Origin of the sequence: Streptomyces dryopteridis, from assembly GCF_049606955.1 — a bacterium.
GTDB lineage: Bacteria > Actinomycetota > Actinomycetes > Streptomycetales > Streptomycetaceae > Streptomyces.
Genome location: NZ_CP187113.1, coordinates 5,693,023 through 5,711,818 on the forward strand (window position 1 = coordinate 5,693,023; position 18,796 = coordinate 5,711,818).

Annotated in this window: 17 protein-coding genes; 11 read left to right on the forward strand and 6 right to left on the reverse strand. The window is 73.9% G+C overall.

What is annotated here, in order from left to right:
• Nucleotides 1–7: 7 nt before the first annotated feature.
• Together ACN20G_RS24660 and ACN20G_RS24665 are read right to left on the reverse strand one after the other, a co-directional pair.
• A complete protein-coding gene (locus ACN20G_RS24660; protein ID WP_424214996.1) occupies nt 8–577 on the reverse strand; it encodes a TetR/AcrR family transcriptional regulator in 570 nt (189 codons plus the stop codon).
• Entirely contained in the window at nt 574–933 is a 360-nt protein-coding gene (locus tag ACN20G_RS24665; protein WP_424214997.1) for a DUF1304 domain-containing protein, read from the reverse strand. Before ACN20G_RS24665 ends, ACN20G_RS24660 begins: the two co-directional genes overlap by 4 nt.
• A 230-nt stretch (nt 934–1,163) precedes the next feature.
• Between ACN20G_RS24665 and ACN20G_RS24670 the strand changes: the two genes are divergently transcribed.
• The 8 genes from ACN20G_RS24670 (at nt 1,164) to ACN20G_RS24705 (ending at nt 11,828) form a co-directional block, all read left to right on the forward strand.
• Complete coding sequence (locus tag ACN20G_RS24670) at nt 1,164–3,131, forward strand: CASTOR/POLLUX-related putative ion channel (protein ID WP_424214998.1); 1,968 nt, start codon at nt 1,164–1,166, stop codon at nt 3,129–3,131.
• Nucleotides 3,132–3,140: 9 nt separating this feature from the next.
• On the forward strand, nt 3,141–5,192 hold the full coding sequence (gene recQ / locus ACN20G_RS24675) for a DNA helicase RecQ (protein WP_424214999.1): 2,052 nt from the start codon (nt 3,141–3,143) through the stop codon (nt 5,190–5,192).
• A gap of 234 nt (nt 5,193–5,426) precedes the next feature.
• A complete protein-coding gene (locus ACN20G_RS24680) occupies nt 5,427–5,930 on the forward strand; it encodes a helix-turn-helix domain-containing protein (RefSeq protein ID WP_424215668.1) in 504 nt (167 codons plus the stop codon).
• Complete coding sequence (locus tag ACN20G_RS24685) at nt 5,927–7,243, forward strand: benzoate/H(+) symporter BenE family transporter (protein WP_424215000.1); 1,317 nt, start codon at nt 5,927–5,929, stop codon at nt 7,241–7,243. Before ACN20G_RS24680 ends, ACN20G_RS24685 begins: the two co-directional genes overlap by 4 nt.
• A gap of 188 nt (nt 7,244–7,431) precedes the next feature.
• Nucleotides 7,432–8,763, forward strand: a complete 1,332-nt coding sequence (locus ACN20G_RS24690) for an ABC transporter substrate-binding protein (protein ID WP_424215001.1) — start codon at nt 7,432–7,434, stop codon at nt 8,761–8,763.
• Nucleotides 8,764–8,770: 7 nt separating this feature from the next.
• Complete coding sequence (locus ACN20G_RS24695) at nt 8,771–9,751, forward strand: carbohydrate ABC transporter permease (RefSeq protein WP_424215002.1); 981 nt, start codon at nt 8,771–8,773, stop codon at nt 9,749–9,751.
• Nucleotides 9,752–9,753: 2 nt separating this feature from the next.
• Nucleotides 9,754–10,683: a carbohydrate ABC transporter permease gene (locus ACN20G_RS24700; protein WP_424215003.1), complete on the forward strand. Its 930-nt coding sequence runs from the start codon at nt 9,754–9,756 to the stop codon at nt 10,681–10,683.
• Nucleotides 10,684–10,742: 59 nt separating this feature from the next.
• On the forward strand, nt 10,743–11,828 hold the full coding sequence (locus ACN20G_RS24705; RefSeq protein WP_424215004.1) for a glycoside hydrolase family 5 protein: 1,086 nt from the start codon (nt 10,743–10,745) through the stop codon (nt 11,826–11,828).
• An 84-nt stretch (nt 11,829–11,912) separates the two neighbouring features.
• On the opposite strand, the gene ACN20G_RS24710 is transcribed toward ACN20G_RS24705, so the two are convergent.
• From ACN20G_RS24710 to ACN20G_RS24720, 3 genes are all read right to left on the reverse strand, one after another.
• Nucleotides 11,913–12,290, reverse strand: coding sequence for a hypothetical protein (locus tag ACN20G_RS24710; RefSeq protein WP_424215669.1), 378 nt, complete (start codon nt 12,288–12,290; stop codon nt 11,913–11,915).
• 35 nt (nt 12,291–12,325) lie between these two features.
• A complete protein-coding gene (locus ACN20G_RS24715) occupies nt 12,326–13,837 on the reverse strand; it encodes a DUF4246 domain-containing protein (protein ID WP_424215005.1) in 1,512 nt (503 codons plus the stop codon).
• An 83-nt stretch (nt 13,838–13,920) separates the two neighbouring features.
• A complete protein-coding gene (locus ACN20G_RS24720) occupies nt 13,921–14,298 on the reverse strand; it encodes an FKBP-type peptidyl-prolyl cis-trans isomerase (RefSeq protein ID WP_424215006.1) in 378 nt (125 codons plus the stop codon).
• Between the two features lie 174 nt (nt 14,299–14,472).
• Here ACN20G_RS24720 and ACN20G_RS24725 point away from each other — a divergent pair, with 174 nt between their 5' ends.
• The gene (locus tag ACN20G_RS24725; RefSeq protein WP_424215007.1) at nt 14,473–15,816 is read left to right on the forward strand and encodes a DUF2254 domain-containing protein; all 1,344 of its coding nucleotides are present in this window, start codon (nt 14,473–14,475) and stop codon (nt 15,814–15,816) included.
• 35 nt (nt 15,817–15,851) lie between these two features.
• On the opposite strand, the gene ACN20G_RS24730 is transcribed toward ACN20G_RS24725, so the two are convergent.
• Nucleotides 15,852–16,709: a MerR family transcriptional regulator gene (locus tag ACN20G_RS24730; RefSeq protein WP_424215008.1), complete on the reverse strand. Its 858-nt coding sequence runs from the start codon at nt 16,707–16,709 to the stop codon at nt 15,852–15,854.
• Nucleotides 16,710–16,935: 226 nt separating this feature from the next.
• Between ACN20G_RS24730 and ACN20G_RS24735 the strand changes: the two genes are divergently transcribed.
• The gene (locus ACN20G_RS24735) at nt 16,936–17,310 is read left to right on the forward strand and encodes a YbjQ family protein (protein WP_424215009.1); all 375 of its coding nucleotides are present in this window, start codon (nt 16,936–16,938) and stop codon (nt 17,308–17,310) included.
• 56 nt (nt 17,311–17,366) lie between these two features.
• The gene (locus ACN20G_RS24740; protein WP_424215010.1) at nt 17,367–18,785 is read left to right on the forward strand and encodes a UDP-N-acetylmuramoyl-tripeptide--D-alanyl-D-alanine ligase; all 1,419 of its coding nucleotides are present in this window, start codon (nt 17,367–17,369) and stop codon (nt 18,783–18,785) included.
• Nucleotides 18,786–18,796 lie beyond the last annotated feature (11 nt).

An 18,796-nucleotide genomic window follows, 5' to 3' on the forward strand; every position in this document is an offset into this window, starting at 1 on the left:
GCGCGCCTCAGGCGGGCGGGGCGCGGTGCAGGGCCACGAGCAGGCGCCACACCTGTCCGGCGACCTCGTCGGCGTCCCCCGGCACCCGCCCGTGCACCCAGTCGGCGAGCACGGCCGTGAAGGCCCCGGCCACGGCCGAGGCCACCAGCTCCGGCCGGTCCGCGCCCACCAGTTCCCGCTCGGCGCGGCTGCGTTCGCGCAGGTCGCGCCGGAGCACGTCGCCCAGCGGCCCGCCGCCGCCCGGGGCCAGCAGTTCCCGGTGCAGGGCGAGGCGGGGCGCGAGGCCGGCGAGGAACGCGGCCAGCGCCGGCGGCGGCACCCGGGGGTCGGGCGTGCCGCGCCAGGCGTGCAGGGCGTCCACGGCCTCGCGCACCACGTCGGCGCAGGCGTCCACGGCCAGCGCCGTGAGGTCCGGGTAGTGCGTGTAGAACGTGGCCCGGCCCACGCCCGCCCTCCGGGCGAGGGCGCTGACCCCGATCCGGGACAGCGGGGTCCGCTCGCACTCCTCCAGCAGGGCCCGGCGCAGGGCGGCCCGGGTCCGCGCGGCCCGGGGGTCCGCCGGCTCCGCGCCCGTCACGCGGCGAGCACCAGGGCCAGGGCGGCGGCCCCGGGCAGGGCCTGGGCCAGGAGGATCCGCCGGTTCGCGGTGAGCCCGCCGTAGATCCCGGCGACGAGCACGCACGCGAGGAAGAAGACCCGCGCCGCCCGCCCCACAGGGTCCTCGGCGATCAGCCCGGCCACCAGGCCGGCGGCGAGGAACCCGTTGTAGAGGCCCTGGTTCGCGGCGAGCGGGGCGGTGGCCCGCGCCATCTCGGCGTCGAAGCCGGACAGGGAACGCCCCGGCCCGCGCTGCCACAGGAACATCTCCAGCACCAGGATGTACAGGTGCAACAGGGCCACCAACCCGACGGCCACCCGCGCGGCGATCTCCACGACGGATCCCCTTCCCACTTCTCGGACAGGTGTCCAATATAACCGGACACCTGTCCAGGAACTCCGCGTGCCCCGTCCCGTGCGCCCGCCCGCGCCCCGGAGCCATCCGAAAGACCGTCCGCGCGCTCACGCGAACGGCGGGTTTCGCCCTCCGTCCGCGCGTCCGTCCGCACGGCGCTCCCTACTGTGTGCCGTGCCCACCGATCCCTCCCCGCCCCGAGGACCGCAGGTTGCCGGCACAGAACACCGCCGCCCGTCCCGCCCACCCGGCCCGGGCCCGCACCCGCTACTGGTTCGACACGATCGTCGCGCGCGGCACCGCCGTCCTGATCGGCTGGCTCACCCTGCTCTGCCTCGCCGTCGTGGTGCCCACCAGCGCCGTCCTCGTCTGGTCCGACGACCGCCACCCCGCCACGTGGACCGGGCGGCTGCTGGCCGTCTGGGTCAGCGTCGGACAGACCCTCAAGATCGGCGGGGCCGTCGGCAGCCCCGTCTACGTGCTCCTGTCCGTGCTGCTCGCCCTCGTGGCCCTGCTCTTCGTCTCCACCCTCGTCGGCCTCATCACCAACGGCCTCAACGACAAGGTCCTCGACCTGCGCCGGGGCCGCTCCACCGTGCTGGAATCCGACCACACGGTGCTCCTCGGCTGGTCCGACCAGGTCTTCCCGATCGTCTCCGAACTCGTCCTCGCCAACGCCAACCGGGGCCGCGCCGCCCTCGCGGTCCTCGGCCCCAAGGACAAGACGGAGATGGAGGACGAGATCGCCGCGACCGTCGGCCGACTCGGCCGCACCCGCCTGGTCTGCCGCACCGGCGCCACCACCGACCCCGCCCTCGTGGCCCTCGTCGGCCCCCAGCGCGCCCGCGCCGTCCTCGTCCTCACCCACGAGGGACCCGACGGCGACGTGCACGTGGTCAAGACCCTCCTCGCGCTCGCCGCCGCCGTCCGCGACCACGCGCACCGACCGGCCGTCGTCGCCGCCGTCCGCGACGGACGCCACCGCCGCGCCGCCGAACTCGCCGCCGGCCCCCTCGGCCGGGTCCTGGACATCGAGGACGTCAGCTCCCGCCTCATCGCCCGCACCGCCTGCGAACCCGGCCTCTCCCTCGTCCACCGCGAACTCCTCGACTTCGCCGGCGACGAGATCTACACCGTGCCCGCCGGGCCGCTCGCCGGACTCGACTTCGGCCGCCTGCTCCTCGCCCACGCCGACTCCACCGTCATCGGGATCCTGCGCGCCGACGGCGCCGCCGTCCTCAACCCGCCCTCCGGCACCCGCCTCGAACCCGAGGACCGGATCGTGGTCATCACCCACGACGACGACACCGCCGTGCCCGCCGACGGCCCGCCGCCCGTCACCGAGGACGCCATCGTCACCCCCCTCCCCGGCCCCCGCGCCCCGCTGCGCCTGCTGCTGCTCGGCTGGAACCCGCGCGCCCCCCGCGTCCTGGACCAGCTCGACCCGACCGTCCCCGCCGGCTCCACCCTCCTCGTCGTCGCCGAGGGCGCCGAGCGGCTCCGCGAGGCCGACCGGCACGCCCGGCTCCCGGACCGCCGGATGCCGGTCACGGTGCTCACCGGCGACATCAGCGACCCGCGCGGCCCGGCCGGACTCGACGTGCGCTCGTTCGACCGCGTCATCGTCCTCGGCTACGAGGGCGGCCCCGACGATCTCGCCGGCGGCGACGCCCGCACCCTCGTCACCCTGCTCCACCTGCACGAACCCGAAGGCTCCGGGGACGGGGACGGTGCCCCCGCCGTGGTCACCGAACTCGCCGACGACCGCAACCGGCTCCTCGCCCCCGACCGCGAAGGCTCCGAGTTCATCGTCGCCGGCCGCCTCATCAGCCTCCTCATGACCCAGATCGCCGAGGACCGGCACCTCGCCGCCGTCTTCGACGCCCTCTTCGCCCCCGGAGGTGACACGCTCCACCTGCGCCCCGCCGCCGACTACGTGCGTCCCGACCGGCCCGTCACCTGGGCCACGGTCGTGGAGTCCGCCCGCCGCCGGGGCCAGTGCGCGATCGGCTACCGCGACGGCGCCGGCCCTGCCGGCCTCCACGTCAACCCCGACAAGCGCGCCCCCGTCCTGCTCGGCCCCGGGGCCCGCGTCATCGTCCTGGCGCCCGAGCCGGACCCGGCCGGGAGGCCCGCCCCGGGCCGGCGGGCGTACGGGAGTGTCCCCGATCCCCGATAGGCTCGTCGGATGGTCCTTCCCGACACCCCCCGTCCCGCCGGCACCGAGGCCCTGGCGGTGCTCCACCGGGTCTTCGGCTACGAGTCCTTCCGCGGCGAACAGCAGGCGATCATCGATCAGGTCGTGAGCGGCGGCGACGCCCTCGTGCTCATGCCCACCGGCGGCGGCAAATCCCTCTGCTACCAGATCCCGGCCCTGGTCAGAGCGGGCACCGGCGTGGTGATCTCCCCGCTGATCGCGCTCATGCAGGACCAGGTGGACGCGCTGACGGCCCTCGGGGTGCGGGCCGGCTTCCTCAACTCCAGCCAGGACTTCCACCAGCGGCAGGCCGTCGAACAGGCATTCCTCGCCGGCGAACTCGACCTGCTCTACCTCGCCCCCGAGCGGCTGCGCACCGAGGGCACCCAGCGGCTGCTCGACCGGGGCACCGTCTCGCTGTTCGCGATCGACGAGGCGCACTGCGTCGCCCAGTGGGGCCACGACTTCCGGCCCGACTACCTGGCCCTGTCGATGCTCCACGAGCGCTGGCCCGAGGTGCCGCGGATCGCGCTCACCGCGACCGCCACCGAGGCCACCCACGGGGAGATCGCCGACCGGCTCGGCCTGCGGGACGCCAAGCACTTCGTCGCGAGCTTCGACCGCCCCAACATCCAGTACCGCATCGTCCCCAAGAACAGCCCCGTCAAGCAGCTGCTGGACCTGATCCGCGCCGAGCACGACGGGGACGCCGGCGTGGTCTACTGCCTCTCCCGCAACTCCGTCGAGAAGACCGCGGCCGCCCTCGTCGAGGCCGGGATCGACGCCGTGCCCTACCACGCGGGCCTGGACTCCCGGACCCGCGCCGCCAACCAGGCCCGGTTCCTGCGCGAGGACGGGGTCGTGGTCGTGGCCACCATCGCCTTCGGCATGGGCATCGACAAGCCCGACGTGCGCTTCGTGGCCCACCTGGACCTGCCCAAGTCCGTCGAGGGCTACTACCAGGAGACCGGCCGCGCCGGCCGCGACGGGGAACCCGCCACCGCCTGGCTCGCGTACGGGCTCAACGACGTGATCCAACAGCGCCGCATGATCGACACCTCCGAGGGCGACGCCGCGCACCGCCGTTCGCTCGCCGCCCACCTCGACGCCATGCTCGCGCTCTGCGAGACCGTCGACTGCCGCCGGGTGCGGCTGCTGGACTACTTCGGGCAGAAGGGCGAGCCCTGCGGCAACTGCGACACCTGCCTGACCCCGGTGGACTCCTGGGACGGCACGGTCGCCGCGCAGAAACTGCTCTCCACCGTGTGGCGACTGGCCCGCGAGCGGCGCCAGAAGTTCGGCGCCGGCCAGATCATCGACATCCTCCAGGGCAAGAAGACCGCCAAGGTCATCCAGTTCGACCACGACCAGCTCTCCGTGTTCGGGGTCGGCGCCGACCTCGGCACCGCCGAATGGCGCGGCGTGGTGCGGCAGTTGCTCGGCATGGGACTGCTCGCGGTGGAGGGCGAGTACAACACGCTGGTGCTCACCGAGGAGAGCGGCGAGGTCCTCGGCGGGCGGCGGACCGTGGCCCTGCGCAAGGAGGCCAAGCCGGCCGCGCCCGCCCGCAAGAGCTCCGGCGGCGGCTCGGGCAGGTCCCGCGTGCCGGTGGACCTGCCGGCCGGCGCCGTGCCCGTGTTCGAGGCCCTGAGGGCTTGGCGCGGGGCCACCGCCAAGGAGCAGGGGGTGCCCGCGTACGTGGTCTTCCACGACGCGACCCTGCGCGAGATCGCCACCCTCATGCCTACCACCGTCGCCGAACTCGGCACGGTCGGCGGCGTGGGCGAGGCCAAGCTCGCGAAGTACGCGGAAGGGGTGCTGGAGGCCCTGGCCGGCACCGGGGTCACGGCCGCCGAGACGGCTCCGACCCCCGCCGGCGCGGCCCCCGCGCCGGCCGCGTCCCGACCGGCGCGCACCGCGCCGCGCGCCGCCGAACGCCCGGCCCCCGACACCGGGTTCGGCGAGGAGCCGCTCTTCCACGACGACGAGCCCGACCCCTTCGGCGACGAACCGGACCCCTTCGCGGACGACCACCGCTTCTGAGCCGGCCCCGACCGGCGGCCCGCTCCACCCGGGGCCCGGCGCGCACGCGCGCGCCGGGCCCCGTTCCCTGTCCCGCGCCCCCTCGGGTTCGACCATGGACAGATCGTTCCGTATACGGAACGATGGCGGCGTCGTCCCGCCGGGACGGGAGAGGGGGACCGTCACGTGCACACGAACACGGGCGACGCGGGGAGCGCGGGGGGCGGGCAGGCGTCCGGAGCGCAGGCGGGGGCGTTGGTCGGGCCCGCCCTGCGGGAGTTGCGCGAGGCCCGGGGCCTGTCGCTGTCCGAACTGGCCCGCCGCTCCGGCACCGGCAAGGGCACCCTCTCGGAGCTGGAGACCGGCCGCCGCAACCCCACCCTGGAGACCCTCTACGCCGTCACCACCGCCCTCGGCGTCCCGCTCAGCACCGTGCTGGCCGGGGCCCCGCACCCCCGGGTGCTCTCGGGCCGCACGGTGGACGCCGTCCTGATCGAACGGCACGAGGACCCGGCGGCCGTCTCCGAGGTGCACCGGCTGCGGATCCGCGCCGGCGACGTGCAGCACTCGCCCGCGCACACCCCCGGCACCACCGAACACCTCGTGGTGCTCACCGGCACGGCCCGGGTCGGCCCGGTCGACGCCCCCGAGACGGTCGGCCCGGGCGGCCACACGGCCTGGGCCGCCGACGCCCCGCACGTCTACGAGGCGATCGACGCCGACGTGGAGGCCCTGCTCGTGGTCCGGTACCCCCGATGACCGGCCCCGAGCGCACCGAGCGCACCGACCGGGCCGTGTCGTCCGTACCCTCGGCACCGTCCGCACCCCCGCCGCCCGCCCCCGTCGCGGGGGCCGGCGTCCTGGCCCGGGTCCGGCGGGCCGCCCCGCTGTCCGCCGTGGTCGCGGGCCTGGTGGCCGTGCTCGTCGGGGTGACCAGCTCCGCCGCCATCGTCTTCAGCGCGGCCCGCGCCGCCGGCGCCGGCGAGGCCGAGACCGCCTCCTGGATGCTCGCCCTCTGCCTGGGCATGGGCGCCACCTGCGTCGGCCTGTCCCTGCGCTACCGGGCGCCGATCGTCACCGCCTGGTCCACCCCCGGCGCGGCCCTGCTCGTCACCGGCCTCGACGGGCTCACGACGGCCGACGCGATCGGCGCGTTCCTCGTCTCCGCCGCCCTGATCCTGATCAGCGGGACCACCGGCTGGTTCGAACGCGTCATGGGCCGGATACCCGTGCCGCTCGCGGCGGGCCTGCTGGCCGGGGTGCTGCTCCAGTTCGGCACCGGCCTCTTCGGCGGCCTGGGCCGGGACCTCCCCCTGGTCCTCGTGATCTTCCTGGTGTACCTCGCGGGCCGCCGCTGGTTCCCCCGGTTCGCGATCGTCGCCGCCCTCGTCGCGGGGGTGGGCGTCGCCCTGGCGGAGGGCACGGTCCGCACCGGCGGGATCCGACTCGGCCTGGCCGCGCCCGTGTTCACCGCCCCGCAGTTCTCCTGGCAGGTGGCCCTCGGCGTGGGCGTGCCACTGTTCGTGGTGACGATGGCCTCGCAGAACCTGCCCGGGGTGGCCGTGCTCCGGGCCGACGGCTACGGCCGGGTCCCGGTCTCCCCGCTGATCTCGTGGACGGGCGGCGCGAACCTGCTGCTGGCCCCGTTCGGTTGCCTCGGCCTCAACCTGGCCGCGATCACCGCCGCGATCTGCACCGGCCGCGAGGCGCACGAGGACCCCGAGCGCCGCTGGCTCGCCGGGGTCTGGGCCGGGATCTTCTACCTCGGCGTGGGCGCCCTCGGCGGCACGGTCAGCTCCCTGCTCACCGTGCTGCCCCCGGCCCTCGTGCTCGGCGTGGCCGGCCTGGGCCTGCTCGGCACGATCGGGAGCTCGCTCGCCTCGGCGCTGTCGGACCCGGGAGCCCGCGAGGCCGCCGTGGTCACCTTCCTGGCCACCGCCTCCGGCGTCACCCTCCTCGGCATCGGCGCCCCCTTCTGGGCCCTCCTGGCCGGCACCCTCACCCTCCTCCTCACCCGCCCGAAGGGCCAAGGGGGCCCAAAGCGGCGGGAATCGGCCCGGTCTCGGGGGTGAAAGCGTCGGAATCCGGGTGGGGCATTGACGGGCGGGAGAACCGATAGGAAACTTACCTGTCAATTCCCCCGGTGCGCGGGACAGGGCCCGAAAAGCCCTGTTCCCGGCCCCGGGAGGGCCCGCGGCGGCCGGATTCCGGCCGCGTGCGCGCCCCCGCACGTCCCCGTCCCGCCATGAAAGGCGCCGCCATGCCCGCAACCCCGCGAATCGCCGCCGTCGTCCCCCTCGCCGCCGCCCTCGCCCTGGTCGCCGGCTGTACCGGGGCCGGCTCCACGACGGCCGGCGACGACCCCAAGGCCGAGGTCACCCTGACCCTGTGGCACGGCTGGTCCGCGCCCGGCGAGGTCAAGGCCATCGAGGAGAACGTCCGGCGGTTCGAGGCGGCGCACCCGAACATCAAGGTCAAGGCCGTCGGCAACATGACCGACGACAAGATCAACCAGGCGCTGCGCGCCGGCGGCGACAAGGCACCCGACGTGGTGTCCTCGTTCACCACCGACAGCGTCGGCAAGTTCTGCAACACCGGGGCCTTCGCCGATCTCACCCCCTTCCTCGCCAAGTCCGGCATCGACAAGACCAAGGTCTTCCCCCGCCCCCTGATCGAGTACACCTCCTTCCGCGGCAACCAGTGCACCCTGCCGCTGCTCCACGACGCCTACGGGCTCGTCTACAACAAGACCGCGTTCAAGGAGGCGGGCATCACGGCCCCGCCGAAGACCTGGAGCGAGTTCGTCGAGACCGCCGCGAAACTCACCAAGCCCAAGGGCGAGAGCTACGAACGGGTCGGCGTCATGCCCACCTTCCACGGCTACGAGACCACCCCCATGCGCCTGGCCGCCCAATGGGGACCCACCTGGTTCACGCCCGAGGGCAAGTCCAACCTCGCCACCGACCCCGCCTTCGCGCAGATGCTCACCGCGCAGAAGGACCTCGTCGCCAAACTCGGCGGATACGAGCGGCTGGAGCGGTTCCGGAACACCTTCGGCGACGAATGGGGCGCCGAACACCCCTTCCACAAGGGCCAGGTCGCCATGCAGATCGACGGCGAATGGCGACCGAACATGGCCAAGGAGGCCGGGGTCGACTTCGAGATCGGCACCGCCCCCCTGCCCGTCCCCGACGCGCAGGCCGCCGACTACGGCAAGGGCTACGTCTCCGGCACCGTGATGGGCATCGCCGCCGGGAGCAAGAAGCAGAACGCCGCCTGGGAACTCGTGAAGTACATGACCACCGACACCGACGCCGTGGTCTCCTTCGCCAACGCCATCCACAACGTGCCCTCGACCCTGGCCGCCCTCGACTCCCCGAAGCTGACCGCGGACGAGAACTTCCGCACCTTCATCGACATAGCTCGCCACCCCAAGTCCACCACCACGCCCCCGCAGGCCGACGGCGGCACCTACCAGCTCACCTTCACCGACCTCGCCTACCGGCACGAGAAGGGCGCCGTCCCCGACCTGCGCGCGGCGCTCGCCGCCACCGACGCGCAGATCGACACGGACATCGCGAAGGCGAAGTAGCCCCGCCATGACCACCACGACCCCCGCCGCCGCGACGGCCCCCGGCGCCCTCCGCCCGGCCGCCCGCGCCCGCAGACGCCGCGCCCGCCTGCGCACCGCCGCCTTCCTCGCCCCATGGCTGATCGGCTGCGCCCTGTTCTTCGCCTACCCCCTCCTGTCCACCGTCTACTTCTCCTTCACGAAGTACGACGGCTTCCGGGAGCCCGTCTTCAACGGCCTGGACAACTGGACCTACGTCCTCACCCAGTACCCCATGTTCTGGCCCGCCGTCCGCAACACCCTGTGGCTGGTCGCGGTCGTGGTGGTCTGCCGCGTCGCCTTCGGCCTTGGCGTGGGCCTCCTCGCCGTCAAGGTGAAGACCGGCAAGGGCCTGTTCCGCACCTTCTTCTACCTGCCCTACCTGGCCCCGCCGGTGGCCGCCACCCTCTCCTTCGTCTTCCTCCTCAACCCCGGCACCGGCCCCGTCAACACCCTGCTCGACACCCTCGGCCTGCCGCAGCCGGGCTGGTTCACCGACCCCGCCTGGTCCAAGCCCGCCCTGACGATCCTCGCCGTGTGGGGAGTCGGCGACCTGATGGTGATCTTCATGGCGGCCCTGCTCGACGTGCCCAGGGAGCAGTACGAGGCCGCCGAACTCGACGGCGCCGGCCGCTGGGCCCGCTTCCGCCACATCACCCTGCCGGGCATCTCCCCGATCGTCCTGTTCGCCGTCGTCACCGGAGTCATCCAGGCCATGCAGTACTACGTGCAACCCCTCGTGGCGGGCAAGGTCGCGGCGGGGGTGATCGGCGGATCCGGCCAACAATTCGAACCCGGATACCCCGACAAATCCACCCTCACCCTGCCCCAGGCCATCTACAACCTGGGATTCCAACGCTTCGACTACGGCTCCGCGAGCGTCATGGCACTGATCCTCTTCGCCCTCTGCATGGCCTTCACCGCCCTGCTCATGCGCCGTCGGGGCGGCCTCCTCGGGGCGGGTGACTGACCGTGGACCGACTCCTCGCCCCCGACACCCGCCCGCCCGCCGCGCCCACGCCCCCGGACCCCGCGTCCGGCGCCCGGACGCCCCGGAACCGCACCCCCCGGGCCCGCCGCAGGGCCGTCCTGCACTGGATCGCCGTCCACTCCCTCGGCGTGGCCGCCGCCCTGTTCTTCGTCCTCCCCTTCGTGTTCGTCCTCCTCACCTCGCTGATGACCGACCAACAGGCCCTCAGCCGCGACCTCGTGCCCCGCACCTGGGTCTGGGAGAACTACGTCCGGGTCTGGGACACCCCCGGCTTCCTCACCTGGTGGCGCAACACCCTCCTGTACGCGGGCCTCGGCACCCTCCTGACCGTCCTGTCCTCCATCCCCCCGGCCTACGCCCTGGCCCGCTTCCGCTTCCGCGGTCGCCGGCTCTCCCTGCTGCTCGTCATCGCCACGATGATGCTGCCGCCCCAGGTGGTCGTGGTCCCCATGTACCTGTTCTGGGCCAAGCAGCTCGACCTGTCCGGCAGCCTCTGGCCGCTGATCATCCCGCTCGCCTTCGGTGACGCCTTCTCCATCTTCCTGCTCCGCCAGTTCCTGCTCACCATCCCCGTCGAATACCTCGACGCCGCCCGCGTCGACGGCTGCGGGGAACTGCGGGTGCTGCTCCGCGTCGTGCTCCCGATGGCCAAGCCCGGCATCGCCGCCATCGCCCTCTTCTCCTTCTTCGCCCTGTGGAACGACTACTTCGGGCCACAGATCTACGCCTCCGACAACCCCGCCGCCTGGACCCTCAGCTACGGCCTGGAGTCCTTCAAGGGCGCCCACCACACCGACTGGAACCTCACGATGGCCGCCACCGCGCTGGTCATGGCCCCCGTGATCCTCCTGTTCTTCTGCGCCCAACGGGCCTTCACCGAAGGCGTGACCCTGACCGGTGTGAAGGGCTGACCCCGCCCTCCCGCCGCCGCTCCACCCGCACCGCACACCCCCACCCCCCTGGAGGAACCATGCGCGCGCACCCCACCACTCCCCGGCGGCTCCTCGCCGCCTCCGGAGCCGCCCTCGCGGCCGCCGCCCTGCTCGTCGGCCTCGGCGCCGCCCCCGCCCCGGCCGCGGGCCCCGCCCCGGGCCCCGCCGCCGTCCTCGCCGATCCCACCCCCGTGGCCGTCAACGGACAACTCGCCGTCTGCGGCACCAAGCTCTGCAACCGGTACGGCAAGCCGATCCAACTGCGCGGCATGAGCGGCCACGGCACCCAGTGGTACGCCCGGTGCCTCACCGACGGCTCCCTCGACGCCCTCGCCCAGGACTGGAAGGCGGACGTCCTGCGCGTCTCCACCTACGTCCAGGAAGGCGGCTACGAGACCGACCCCGCCAAGTACACCGAGATCGCCCACCGCCTCATCGAACAGGCCACCGCGCGCGGCATGTACGTGATCGTGGACTGGCACATGCTGGACCCGGGCGACCCCAACACCAACCTCGCCAAGGCCAAGACCTTCTTCGCCGCCATCGCCGAGCGGCACAAGGCGAAGAACAACGTGCTCTACGAGATCGCGAACGAACCCAGCGGCGTGAGCTGGTCCGCGATCAAGGGCTACGCCGAGAAAATCATCCCGACCATCCGCGCCGTCGACGCCGACGCCCCCGTGCTCGTCGGCACCCGCGCCTGGTCCTCGCTCGGGGTCTCCGAGGGCGCGGACGAGAAGGAGGTCGTGAACAACCCGGTCAAGGCCGCGAACATCATGTACACCTTCCACTTCTACGCCGCCTCCCACCGCCAGGAGTACCTCGACGCCCTGTCCCGGGCCGCCGACCGGATCCCCGTGTTCGTCACCGAGTTCGGCACCCAGGACTACGCCGGCGAGGGCGCGAACGACTTCGCCATGACCCAGAAGTACCTGGACCTCATGGCGAGCAAGAAGATCGGCTGGGTGAACTGGAACTACTCCGACGACTGGCGCTCGGGCGCCGTGTTCAAGGAGGGCACCTGCGCGAAGAACACCGGCTGGGCGGGCACCGCCAACCTCAAGCCGGCCGGCGTCTGGATCCGCGACCGGATCCGCACCCCCGACGCCTTCCCCACCTCCTGACCCGACCCACCCACCCCGCGGCCCGACCGGCTCCGGGCCCGCCGCGTCCCCTTCGCGCGGCGGGCCCGTCGCCCCTTCGCCCCGTCAGCCTGCGGGCTCCGCCGGTCCGAAGGCCCCGAGGTCCACGCCGTCGAGCACGAACCCTCCCGCGAACCGCACCCGAACCCCGACCCGAAGATCCTCCCGGTGCGCCCGCCACACCGGCTCCAACGCGGCCACCTCGGCCTCCGCCCGGGCCCGACTGGCCGGGGGCATCTGCGCCCCGAAATCGGCGAGCAGCGAGGACAGCCGCTCGTACTCCAGCACCTCGGCCCCCGGCTCCCGCTCCGCCGCCGCGTCCACCCGCTCCACGACCCCCTCGGCACCCGCCCCGAGCGCCAGGAACCCGCCCCCGTCGAGTTCACCGCCCACGGGCACGTCCCGCAGCAACCGCACCCGCGTCCCCACCTCGACCACCGACATTCCCGTCACCGTGCCTCTCCTTCGTCCCGTGTCCCTCAGTGCTCGCAGAGCGAGAACTCCCGCTCGTAGACCTGCTCGTTGTGCGCGTCCACGAAGAACTTCCGCTCCCGCATGAGCTCCTCGCGGTGGGCCCGGGCCTGGTCGAGGGTCATGGTCGAGGTCCGGGCCCAGGGCTGCTGCGGCGGCACGTCCGAGGTCGAGACGATCTCCGCGGCGGGGTCCACCAGGAAGAACGCCAGGATCTTGCGGTGCCCCGGCCGCTCCGGGTCCGCGAGACGGAAGGGCGCGACCCGGTGTTGCAGCACGTTCGGGAACGCAAGGCAGCGGCCCGCCGGGGTAGCGGCCGAACCGAGGACCTGGTTCAGCGCGCCCTCGTTCTCCAGGCCGTAGACCTCGCGCATCCCGTTGTCGTCGTTCTGCTGGTAGTCCGGGTCGTGGACCGCCGCCCGGAAGCCCAACCGGCTCTCGGTGACGTTCTCGGCGTCCCAGTAGCAGATGCCCGTGGACACGATCCGCTCGTTCAGCATCCCCTCGACGTGCCACGAGCCACCCGGGTACTCGGGCTTCTCGGGCGTGAGGTGGATGGTCGCGAGCTTGACGACCACCTGGAGCCGGCGTCCCCGCAGGCTCACCCGCGCGTCCCCGTCGGGCACCTCCGGAGCGGTGAACTCCGGGGCGTCGGGCAGCACCGGCCGGCGCTCCTCCCACCACAGGTCCATGGCCTCCTCCCACGCCGACAGGGCGTCCTGATGGGCCCCGTAGTCGGGGAAGTCGGCCTTGTTCGGGTACACCGGCTCCGAGTCGTACCAGCCGTACGGGTCGGGCTCGATGCGCGGGGGCCGCGGGTGCCGCAGGTCGGTGAGCACGTTCTCCCACAGCGGGAGCAGCCGCCCGAACAGCTCCGGCAGCACGCCGGCCAGCTCCCGGTGCGCCTCGGGGTGCACGTTGTTGACGTACGAACGGAACGACACCCCGCCGTCCTCGCTGACGTCCACGTCCGTGGGCAGCCACTGGAAGCGGGCGGAGAACTCGTGGCCCGCGCGCCCGCCCGTCGGGTCGACCCACGCCCGCTCGGGCGCCCCGCTCACCTCGCGCACCAGGCAGAACAGGGAGGGGTGCACCAGGTCCAGGACCTGCCCGTCGGAGCCGGGATGCCAGTCCCGCTCCGCCTCGGGGACCTGCTCCAGCACCCGCACTGCCGCGCGCAGCCGCGCCCGGAGATCGTCGTCGAGCAGCGCGTCCGACTGCCACACCCCGTCGACGGCGGACACCTCGACGCCGGTGCGCCCGTCGCGCAGCCCCGCGTAGTGCGCGAGTTCGGCCAGCACGTGGCGGACCTGGGCCTCGGTCAGCCCCTGCTCCGCCGCCTCCCGGCCCCACCGGGCGAGCACCTCCGCGTCGCGCATCTTCTCGAACCAGCCGGGCTTGGAGCGGATGTGCGCGCCGCACGCGATCATCCGCAGTTCCGCGAGCGTGCGCGGAGTGGCCGCGTACGCCTCGGAACGGGACGTGTCGAAGGGCAGCGGAAAAGCAGACAGGCCGGTCAACGCTCCAGATCCTCCCGGTCGGGTGTGTGGTGGCCGGAAGGATATGCCGGCCCGCCGACACCGCCCCCGGACACCGTCCCCGCTCAGACCACGGACAGCAGGTCCACCACGAAGACGAGCGTGGATCCGGCCGGGATCAGGGCGGACGGGGACTGCTTGCCGTAGCCCAGGCGCGGCGGGACGAGGATCTCGCGCCGACCCCCGACCCGCATCCCCCGCACGCCCCGGTCGAAGCCCTTGACGGCCCGTCCGCCGCCCACCGCGAACTTGAACGGCTCGTCCCGGTCCCAGGAGGCGTCGAACTCCCGGCCGGACGCGAACGTGAGCCCGACGTAGTGCACCCGCACCACCCGTCCCGGCTTCGCCTCGGCGCCGTCCCCGACCACGAGGTCCCGGACCGTCAGCTCCTCGGGGGGTTCGCCCTCGGGGCGCTCGACCAGGGGCTTCGTCGGTTCGCTCATGTCGTCCTCATCGCTCGGCCGCCGGGCCCGTGGCCCGGGCCGGCCGGGCGCACGGTCGCTCCGCACGCCGACCCCCACGCTACCGACGCCGGAGGCCATGGGGGATACTCGGTGCATTATCGACCGGTTTACGGGGGTTTGCGCCCTCTGTTCGGCATACGAGGAGCGGGTGGCATGGACGGGATGGGCGGCTGGCGCTGGTACTACACGCGCCGCAGACTGCGGACGCACCGGGTGTGGCGACTGCCGGTGTGCCTGCTCGCCGTGAGCCTGGTGCTGTCGTGGCTGCTGCCGTACCTGGACCGGACGGTCACCCGGATCGGCCGGAACACCGGCTCGCACCTGTTCAACGAGATCGACGAGGGCTCCATGGCCACCCTCCTCGGCGCCGTGGCCGGCGGCATGGTCACCCTCGCCGGTCTGGTGTTCACCGCGCTGACCCTGGCCATGCAGTTCGGGGCGGGCCAGTTGTCCGTCCGGGTGGTGCCGATCCTGCAACAGGACCCGCTGATGCGGTGGGCCACCGGCACCTTCATGGCCACTTTCGTCTACACCCTGATGATCTCGGTACGCCTCGCGGTGCACGAGGAGGACTACCGGCCGGTGCTGTCGATGCTCTTCGCCATCGGCATCTCGATTGTCTCGGCGGTGCTGTTCTTCGCGCTGGTCGCCCGGGTGGGCGGGGTCCTCAACTCCGGGGCCCTGCTGCGGACCCTGGCCCTGGAGGGCCGCCGGGCGGTGGCGCGCAACCACCCCTACCCCGTCCGTTGGCTGCCCGAGCACGCCGTCCCGATCCCCGAACCGACGCCGGCGCCCGGGCCGGACGCCGGGCCGCCCACGGTGGTCAGCCTGGACACCCCGCCCCGGGCCGGCCAGATCCTGCTGGCCTTCCACACCGACCGCCTGGAGCGCACGGCGCGGGCCTGGGGGGTGCGCGTCGAGCTGGTGCCGGTGGTCGGCGACTTCGTGGCCCTGCACGCCCCGCTCTTCCTCGTGCACGGCCCCGTGGACCGCGCGCGCCGCCGGGTGCTGCTGCGGTGCCTGCTGTTCGGCGAGACCCACGGCTCCACCACGGACCCGGCCGGCGCCCTGCGCACCCTGGTCGACATCGCGCTGAAGGCGCTGTCGCCGGCGGTCAACGACCCCGGACGGGCGGTCCAGGCCCTCGACCACATCGAGGACATGCTGACCGACCTCGCGCCCCGACTCGCCCTCGTGCCCACCGGCGGCGGCGCCGCGTTCGGGCACCGCACCCGGTCCTGGGCCGACTACGTGTGCATCGGCACGGACGAGATCCGGCACTTCGGCGCCACCTCCATCCAGGTGCAGCGCCGGCTGCGGGCGCTGTTCACCTCGGTGGCCTCCGTGTGCACCCCCGAGCAGCGGGGACCCTTGACGGCGCGTCTGGAGACCATGGACGCCGAGGCCGCCGCGCAGTGGCCGCAGGCCCTGGACCGCGAGCTGGCCCGCCGCCCGGACGCGCAGGGGCTGGGCCGGGAGGACGGCAGCACGCTGTAGCACCACGCGGAGGCCCGGGGGTGGGGATTTGAGGCTCAGTCCGACTCGGTGAACGACAGAATGTTCGCCTTCCAGCGGGCCGCCGAGTGGGGGTACGGCATCAGCGCGGCCTCCTCCTGGGCCTCGGCGCCCGCCGCGAGGATCTCCGGATCGGGCTCCCCGTCGCCGGAGAGACCGGTGTCGGTGCCGGCGGGTGCCTCGCCGGCCGTCTCGGCCACGGCCCGGTCCAGGGCCTGGCCGTAGGCGCGGATGAGCGCGGCGGTCTCGGCGACGGCCGGGTGCTCCGGGTCGTCGAGCCGGTCGAGGGCGGCCTCGGCCGCGTCGAGTTCGGCGGCCAGGGCGCGCAGCTCGGGGTGGGCGGCGAGGGCGAGGACGGTGTCCGTGCGGAAGGCGGCGAGGTCGGGCCCGTAGAGCCGCTCGGAGACCAGCAGGTCCTCCAGGTCCCGGGCGCGCAGGGCGTCCGGGCCCAGGTGGGCGACGGGGTCGGTGACGGCCGACGGCAGCAGGCCCAGCGGGGAGCCGACGGCGCGCAGGCGGTCCGCGAGCACGTGCCCGGGCCCCGCCTCGGGGTGACGGGCCGCCAGCACCTCGGGCAGGGCCGTGAACACGGCGTCGAGGTCGGCGGGGCCGCCGGCGGCCGGGACGGCGACGGCGTCGAACGCGGCCTCGATGTCCGCGTCGATCAGGCCCGAGGCGACCATCCGGCCCAGCCACATCAGGCGCACGACCTCGTCGTGCCCGAAGAGCGGCCGGCCCTCCGGGTCCCGTTCGGCCGCGGGCGCGTGCCCGCGCTCCGACCAGACGCGCGCCCGTTCGGCCGGCACCCCGGCGAGGCGGGCGGCGTCGGCGAGGCCGACGGTCCGGGGCGGTAGGGCGGAAGGATCGAAGCTCACGGCGGTGACACCTCTCGTACGCGGTCCGGGGCGGACCACGCCTCCGTGCCCGGATGGCGACGGAGGGAACCGACAAAACACCGCAATGCTCGCCGCCCGGCCCGCCCGCCCGAAAGCGCCGTTCGTCGCGGGCCCTCTCATCCCCGAGGATGACCCGGCCGGGCGGAGCGGCAACCGTTACACAACTCCGGCATCACTGATACAAACGACTTTTACCGTCGTTTGCATGACTATCACCGAAAACGGGGGCGGAGTCGACGCCGCCGCGACCGGCGTCCTCGTCGTGACCACCAACGACGCCCCCGGATACCGCGTGGAGCGGGTGATCGGCGAGGTCTTCGGCCTGACCGTCCGGTCCCGACACCTGGGCAGCCAGATCGGCGCCGGCCTGAAGTCCATGCTCGGCGGAGAGCTCCGGGGCCTCACCAAGACCCTGGCCGAGACCCGCCACGAGGCCATGGAACGCCTCATCGAGCAGACCAGGGCGCGCGGCGGCAACGCCGTCCTCATGATGCGCTACGACGTGACGGCCGCCGCCGACGTCGGCACCGAGGTGTGCGCCTACGGCACCGCCGTGGTCCTGACCCCGGAAACCGCCTGACCCACGCCACGGCGCGCGGCGGGTTCGCCCGGGGAAGCGCCAGAAACGATGCGCGCATGATCTCCGACACCCTCGCCGACCTCGCCCGCGCCCTCGGCGGCCGGTTCACCGCCCCCGAACCCGACCGCTCCCGCCCGGGCCCGCCCCCGACCTCGCCCGTGACCGGCGCGAGCCCCGTGACCGGCCCCGTCGTCATCGACTCCCGCGAGGCCCGCCCCGGCTCCCTCTTCGTGGCCCTCGCCGGGGACCGCACCGACGGCCACCGCCACGTCGCCGACGCCCTCGCCCGGGGCGCCGTCGCCGTCCTCGCCGAACGACCCGTGCCGGCCCCGGCCGTCGTGGTGCCCGACACCCGACGGGCCCTGATCGGCCTCGCCGCCAGACACCGCTCGCGCCTCGCCGCCCGCACCGTCATCGGGATCACCGGCTCGGCCGGCAAGACCACCACCAAGGACCTCCTCGCGCACGTCCTGGCCCCGCACGGCCCGACCGTCGCCAACCGCCTCTCCTTCAACAACACGCTCGGCCTGCCCCTCACCCTGCTCTCCGCCGGACCCGACACCCGCCACCTCGTCCTGGAGATGGGCGGACGCCGACCCGGCGAGATCGCGCACTTGGCCGACACCGCGCTCCCCACCATCGGTGTCGTCACCAACACCGGCACCGCCCACCTCGGGCCCTTCGGCGGACGCGAGGGCATCCGACGCGCGAAATCCGAACTGATCCGGGCCCTGCCCCCCGAGGGCACCGCCGTCCTCAACGCGGACGATCCCGCCATCCTCGTCCTGCGCGGCCGGGCACCGGGCGCGATCCTCACCTTCGGCACCCGCAACGCCGACGTGCTCGTCGAGGACCTGCGTCTCGACGAGGAGGCCCGCCCCCGCTTCACCCTGCGCCACGACGGCCGCGCCGAACGCGTCGCCCTCGGCCTCCACGGCCCCCACCAGGCACTGAACGCGGCCGCCGCGACCGCCGCCGCCCTCGCCGCCGGCCTCGAACTCCCCGAGATCGCGCACGCCCTGCGCACCGCCCGCCGAGCCACCCCCAGCCGGATGCAACTCACCCGCCTGGCGAACGGGGCGATCGTGCTCAACGACGCGTTCACCGCGAACCCGCACGCCATGGACGTCGCCCTGCACACCCTCGCCGCCCTGGCGGCGGCCGGCCGCCGCCCGATCGCCGTGCTCGGCGAGATGCGCGACCTGGGAGCCGGCTCGGCCGACTTCCACCGCCGCCTCGGCCGCCGGGCCGCGGCCCTCGGCGCGGCCCGCCTGATCGGCGTCGGCGGGCCCGAGGCCGCCCTCATGGTCACCAGCGCCCGCCGCTCCGGTCTCGACGCCGGCCACGCCGCCGACCCCGACCGGGCCCTCGCCCTCCTCGGCGCCCCGCGCCCCCACGACGTGGTCCTCGTCAAGGGCTCCCGCGCCGGCGGCGTCGAACACGTCGCCCGCGCCCTGTCCGCACCACCCGTCTGAGCCCCCCTTCC